Below are 1,682 nucleotides of genomic sequence, written 5' to 3' on the forward strand. Positions count from 1 at the left end.
GGCAAGGAGCAGATCGAGGCGGCGGAACAGCTGCTCTTCGACCTCGCGACGCAGAAGGCCAGCGAGGGCGGCGCCATCACCTTCGAGCGCGCGCTGACCCGCGCGGTGGAGATCGCGGCGAAGGCGAAGGAGAATGGCGGCGGCGTCTCCGGCCTCGCCTCCGGCCTGCGCGACTTCGACGCCAAGATGGGCGGGCTGCACGACTCGGATCTCATGATCCTGGCCGGGCGCCCGGCCATGGGAAAGACCGCGCTCGCCACCAAGATCGCCTATGGCGCGGCCAAGGCCCTGATGAAGGAGGCGGAGGAGACCGGCCAGCGCACCGGCCAGGTCGCGATCTTCTCGCTGGAAATGAGCTCCGACCAGCTCGCCAACCGCCTCCTCTCGGAGGCAAGCCGCATCCAGGGCGACCGCATCCGCCGGGGCGAGATCAGCCAGCGGGAGTTCGACCATTTCGTGGGCGTGAGCCGCGAGCTCTCGCAGCTTCCCCTGCTGATCGACGACACGCCGGCCATCACGCTCTCCGCGCTGCGCACGCGCTGCCGCCGTATCCAGCGCACGCGCGGCCTGCGGCTGGTGGTGGTGGACTATCTCCAGCTGATGCGGCCCGCCGCCGGGACGCGGCCGGAATCGCGCGTGCTGGAGATCAGCATGATCACCCAGGGGCTGAAGGCGATCGCCAAGGAGCTCTCGCTGCCGGTCATCGCGCTGTCCCAGCTCTCGCGCGCCGTCGAGCAGCGCGAGGACAAGCGGCCGCAGCTCTCGGACCTTCGTGAATCCGGCTCGATCGAGCAGGACGCCGACAGCGTGATGTTCGTCTATCGTGACGAGTACTACCTCAAGCAGCGCGAGCCGAAGATCACGAACTTTCCCGACGAGTCCAAGTTCCAGGACGCCATGACGCGTTGGCAGCAGGACATGGAGCGGGCGCACAACAAGGCGGACCTCATCATCGCCAAGCAGCGCCATGGTCCCACCGGCACGATCCCCCTCTTCTTCGAGGCGGAGTTCACCCGCTTCGGCGACCTCGACACCGAGCATGTGCAAAGCTATGGCGACTGAATGTCGCGGGGCCTGCTGACCATCGATCTCGGCGCGATCGTGCGCAACTGGCGTAAGCTCTGCACGATCCACGCGGGCGGCGCGGTGGCGGCGGTGGTGAAGGCCAATGCCTACGGGCTCGGCGCGGCCCAGGTCGGGCCGGCGCTGCTCGAGGCGGGGTGCCGGCATTTCTTCGTCGCACAGCCGATGGAGGGCGTCCGGCTCCGCAAGCATCTGGGCGATGGGCCGATGATCGCCGTACTGGGCGGCGGATCGGTCTCGTCCAGACACCGCCTGACGCCCGTACTGAACACCCTGGACGAGCTGCGCGCCCATCGCGGCCCGGCGATCCTCCAGGTCGACACCGGCATGTCGCGCCTCGGCCTCGACGCCTCGGAGCTGGAGTCGCTGGCCCGCGACCCCTCACCCTTCGAGGGCGTCGAGCTGCTCTATGTCATGACGCACCTCGCCTGCGCCGACGAGCCTGGCCACCCGCTGAACGCCGTGCAGGCTGACCGCTTCGCCGAGGCCTGCCTGAGGCTGCCCCGCGTACGGCGCAGCTTCGCCAATTCCTCCGGCATCTTCCTCGGTGGCCGCTATGCGAGCGACCTGGCCCGTCCCGGTTGCGCGCTCTACGGCAT

At 68.9% G+C, this 1,682-nt stretch carries 2 protein-coding genes; both read left to right on the forward strand.

Going from position 1 to position 1,682, the window contains the following annotated elements; genetic code table 11:
• Positions 1–1,062 (forward strand): replicative DNA helicase (gene dnaB, locus AC1DWF_RS31780; RefSeq protein ID WP_476842537.1); only part of this gene is annotated, 1,062 nt, incomplete at its 5' end.
• On the forward strand, positions 1,063–1,682 hold a 620-nt coding region (locus AC1DWF_RS31785), incomplete at its 3' end, for an alanine racemase (protein ID WP_476842538.1). It abuts the gene before it with no gap.

This window comes from Aminobacter sp. P4_D5 (assembly GCF_056401815.1).